General features: G+C 44.6%; 3 protein-coding genes and 2 pseudogenes. All 5 read left to right on the forward strand.

The annotated features are described in order from the left end of the window. Positions 1–124 (forward strand): annotated as a pseudogene (locus O9332_RS24745) (IS630 family transposase); the annotation flags it as partial. Positions 125–136: 12 nt separating this feature from the next. Further along, positions 137–1,321, forward strand: a pseudogene (locus O9332_RS24750) (peptidase domain-containing ABC transporter); the annotation flags it as partial. 2 nt (positions 1,322–1,323) lie between these two features. Continuing rightward, positions 1,324–2,778: a beta-barrel domain-containing protein gene (locus O9332_RS24755; protein ID WP_288027777.1), complete on the forward strand. Its 1,455-nt coding sequence runs from the start codon at positions 1,324–1,326 to the stop codon at positions 2,776–2,778. A gap of 100 nt (positions 2,779–2,878) precedes the next feature. Further along, the gene (locus tag O9332_RS24760; protein WP_288027779.1) at positions 2,879–3,613 is read left to right on the forward strand and encodes a peptidylprolyl isomerase; all 735 of its coding nucleotides are present in this window, start codon (positions 2,879–2,881) and stop codon (positions 3,611–3,613) included. Positions 3,614–3,670: 57 nt separating this feature from the next. Beyond that, positions 3,671–3,895, forward strand: a complete 225-nt coding sequence (locus O9332_RS24765) for a type II toxin-antitoxin system MqsA family antitoxin (RefSeq protein ID WP_288027781.1) — start codon at positions 3,671–3,673, stop codon at positions 3,893–3,895. Positions 3,896–4,678: the final 783 nt, after the last annotated feature.

Genomic DNA, 4,678 nt, shown 5'->3' on the forward strand with positions numbered 1-4,678 from the left:
TCGAGAATTTGAAAATAAAGAAGAACTGGAAAAAGTAGTCAATCAGCTTTTAAATGAAGGGGGATTGATTATTAAATGGAGTAGAAAACTTAAAAATAAGGGTAATGCTGTCAATGTAACTTAAATGCGTAAAAGCTTATCCCGGGATATTTTTCAGGCGATCGCTAAAGAAAGCAGTTACCTGATCGAGATTTTAACCGGTATTCGTACCGTCAAATCTACTGCCACAGAGCGATCGACCCGTTGGCACTGGGAAGACCTTTTCTCGGTGGAGGTCAAGAAAAATTTCTCTGGGCAGATCATTGGCAATAATCTCCAGATATTCAGTAATCTGATCGAATCTTTAGCGACGACGGGGTTACTCTGTTTCGGTGCCTATCTAGTGATTCAAAATCAATTATCGATCGGACAATTGATCGCCTTTAATATGCTTTTTGCCCAGATCATCGCGCCTTTTCAACGCTTAACCGTTCTCTGGACGCAATTTCAAGAAGTCAATATCGCCGTCGAGCGCATTAACGATGTACTAGACGCAAAGCCGGAGGAGAATTTAGAGGAACTTTCCCGTCAATTTCTCCCGGAATTACAGGGACATATTCGCTTTGAGAATGTCACCTTTCGCTACCACACCGACAGCGATCAGAATGTTTTAGAAAACCTCAGTTTTGAAATTTTACCCGGTCAAACCGTTGCCATCGTCGGTCGGAGCGGTTCGGGAAAAACCACGATCTCGAAATTACTGATCGGCCTCTATCCCCCCACCGATGGGAAGATATCGATCGACGGTTACGATCTGAGTACGATCGCCCTCAGTTCCCTCCGGCAACAGGTGGGAGTCGTCGATCAGGATACTTTTCTCTTCGGTTCCACGATTCGGGAAAATATCAGTTTGGGTCATCCCGATCACCCCCTAGAAAATGTGATCGAAGCGGCGAAATTAGCGGGAATTCATGACTTTATTCAATCACTGCCGATGGGGTACGAAACCCAGATCGGCGAGGGTGGAGGGCTACTTTCTGGGGGACAGAGACAACGGATCGCCATCGCTCGATCGCTAATGGGAGAGCCGCGCTTATTAATCCTCGATGAAGCCACTTCCCACCTCGATACCGAATCGGAACGGATTATTCAAACAAATCTCCAAAAAATTCGGCAGAATCGCACGATGGTGATTATCGCCCATCGCCTCTCTACGGTGCGGAACGCGGATTGTATTCTCGTTCTCGATCGAGGGGTATTAGTCGATAGTGGAACCCACGAAGAATTAATGGCCCGTCCCGGTATTTACCGTAATTTGAACTCTAATCAATTGAGTGAATAACTATGACAACCAATCTAGACAGAGAGCGCGATAACTGGTCTTTCCATACCAAAGAATTGATCGATACTTTACCCCTACCCTGGACGCGTGGTTTACTCTATTTTCTGATTATTTTCGTCTCGATCATTCTCCCCTGGGCGATATTCTCAAAAGTCGATGAAACCGGTGTCGGTCCAGGAAAACTGGAACCCCAAGGAGAAACAGTCAAAATCGATGCTATCGCGACGGGAAAAGTGGAAAAAATCTATGTCCGTGAAGGCCAAGAGGTGAAAGCAGGACAACCGATTTTAACCCTAGATTCCTCATTAATCGGCAAGGAAATACAACAAATTGAGGAGAAAATAGAAGGACAAAAAAGCCGTCTTTCCCAACAGAAACTTGTCAAAAGTCAGTTAGAGATTTCTTTAACCACCCAAAGCCAACAAAATCGCGCGGCAGCAGCGGAAAAAGAAGCCTCGATCGAACAAGCGCGGGAGAATGTGGACGCATTAATCAAGAAGGCCAAAATATCCCTAGAAGAACAACAGGCGCGGGTAAATCAAGCGAAAACCGCCCTCGCACAAAGTCAGACCGATTATCCGATTCTCAAAAGTCGTTATGAAACGGCTTTAAAAGAAGTCGATCGCTACCGAAAAGCGTGGGAGGATGGCGCGATATCGGAGGTGCAATTCATCGAGCGTGAGGACAATGCCAAGGAGCGCCAACAACTCTACGAGCGGGGAAAAGCGGAGGTAAAAGAAAATCAACATAAACTAGCGGAATTAGAAAGCAACCACCGTCAGACGAGTCAACAAACGAGCGCCGATATCGCCCAAGCGCGTCTGCAATTACAGGAGCGGCAGCGGGGTTATCAAAGTCTCCGCCATTCCAACGAGTTGGCACTCTTAAGGATACAGGAGCAGATTAACAATCTAGACACGGAGATCGGAACACTGGCATCGGAAATCGCCCAAAGCGAGAGCCAACGGCAAGCGCTCCAAATCCAACTAAGTCAGAGGGTTTTAAAGGCGAATACCGACGGCACAATCTTTTCATTACCGATTAAACGCGCGGGTGCGGTGGTGCAGTCGGGAACGCGGGTTGCGGAGATAGCACCGAAGGGATCGCGGTTTATTCTCAAGGCAGAAATGCCCACGGATCAAAGTCAATTTCTCCGCGCCGGTATGCCGATAAAAGTCAAGTTCGATGCCTATCCTTTTCAGGATTACGGCATTATCGGCGGCAAGATCACCAAGAAATCACCGACGGCGATCGAGAAGGATACGGCGACGGGAAAAATCAACGTTTTCGAGCTAGAAATTCAACTCGATCGCTCCTGTATTCAAAAGGGAAATCAATGTATTCCCCTCAATCCGGGGGATACGGCTACCGCAGAAGCGATCGTCCGTCAGCGTCGGGTGATCGATTACATCCTCGATCCCTTTAAGGATCTGCAAAAAGATGGGTTAAAACTGTAGTTTTTTTAGGTATCAAAGCCAAATTACTTACACCCCTCCCTAACCCTCTTGCCTATCTCAACTAGGAAATTAATTTCGCACAACTGTTTAAGGAGTCATTATGTCGCATAGTATCACCATCAGCAATCAAGACCTTATCCAACAGCTTAAGCTATCGGGGAAAGTTCCCGAAATGGCCGAGGGAATTATCGCTCGGAAAATCATCACCGAAACCGCCACGGCAGCGGGGATTAAAAACACGACTGCCGAGTTACAACAGGCGGCCGATCAATTCCGTCTCGCCAAAGGATTACATAACGCCAAAGATACATGGAATTGGTTGCAAAAACAGGGCTTATCCCTAGATGATTTCGAGGAGATTGTTCAATTCAATTTACTATCGGGTAAATTAGCCGAACATCTTTTCGCAGACAAAATTGAATCCTATTTCGTCGAACACCAGCTAGATTATACCGGCGCGGTGATCTACGAGGTAGTGTTAGCAGATCAGGCGATGGCAGAGGAGTTGTATGAATCGATTCAGGAGGAGGAAATCAGCTTTCAGGAAGTAGCGCATCGCTATATCGAGGATGTGGAATTACGACGCAAGGGAGGTTATCGCGGTACTGTTTACCGTAAGGATTTACGACCGAATCTTTCGTCCGCAATTTTCGCATCGGATTCTTCTCGATTGTTGAAGCCGCTGCAAGGCGATCGAGGTTTTCACCTGATTTTTGTCGAGGAAATCCTTAAACCAAAATTAACCGAGGAGTTGGCTCTGAAAATCGGTGTTGATTTGTTTAACGGCTGGGTAAAGGAGAAGATTCAAGAGATAGAATACGAGTTTAGTAATTAATCGTGAACGGGGTGGGCATTGCTCACCCCGCAAACATAGTAAGGGAAGATAAGAGTTATGGAATGTGTGATCTGTAAACACGGTACGACTCGATCGGGTTTTGTTACCGTTACTTTAGAGAGAGATAATTGTATCGTGATTTTAAAACAAGTCCCTGCGGATATCTGTCAGAATTGCGGGGAGTATTATCTAAGCGAGTCGGTCACTGCGGAAGTTTTACAGAAGGCCGAAGATGCGGTTAACAAAGGTGCGGAAGTAGAGATTATCCGCTATGTCGCTTGAGTGCGTCTTGGTAGAGTATAAAGAGAGCGATCGAGGTTTTCACCTGATTTTCGTCGAGGAAATCCTTAAGCCAAAATTAGGCTCTTCGTTACTTGTTATGGTTCGATAGGAGGGCATAAATCGACTAAATCCTTATCTGGCAAAAGACTTAATTGATTAGTTCGCTCTAGAGCAAAAACAATTGACAAAAATCGCTAAATGCCTTTCTATATAAGGGTTCCATCCCTTATAACTCCCGTCCATTGCATAACACAAACCGAAGAGCCAAGAATCCTAAAGTTGCTGGTGTGACTTTAGGAATTTTTTTTAGAAATTTTGAACATAAATAATTTATTTGTGTGCAGCACACCATGCGTCAATACGAATTTCTAATACGAAGTCTACTGGAGGAAGAATCCGCACCCCTTGTTCTCTGGTTTATTTCTGTTCTCAAAGATTAAACATAATTAGCTTTATTATATTTAAAATAACCTTGGCGAGGGGTTGCAATCTATTTAGATAGCGTTTAATCTTAAAGCAGACAGGTGATACAAGCCTAGTCTCAACTAATCACTCTTTCTTTCATAAGGAGAAAAGTTCCAATGTCTAAACTGCAAGTAAATGATCTGAGTCCTGTAAAAGATTCTTTTGCCTTAAAAGATAAAATGGCTCTTCGTTACTTGTTATGGTTCGATAGGGGGGCATAAATCGACTAAATCCTTATCTGGCAAGAGACTTAATTGATTAGTTCGCTCTAGATAAAAAACAATTGACAAAAATCGCTAAATGCCTTTCTCTATAAGG

Source organism: Microcystis sp. LE19-10.1B (assembly GCF_027530565.1).
GTDB classification, from domain to species: domain Bacteria; phylum Cyanobacteriota; class Cyanobacteriia; order Cyanobacteriales; family Microcystaceae; genus Microcystis; species Microcystis aeruginosa.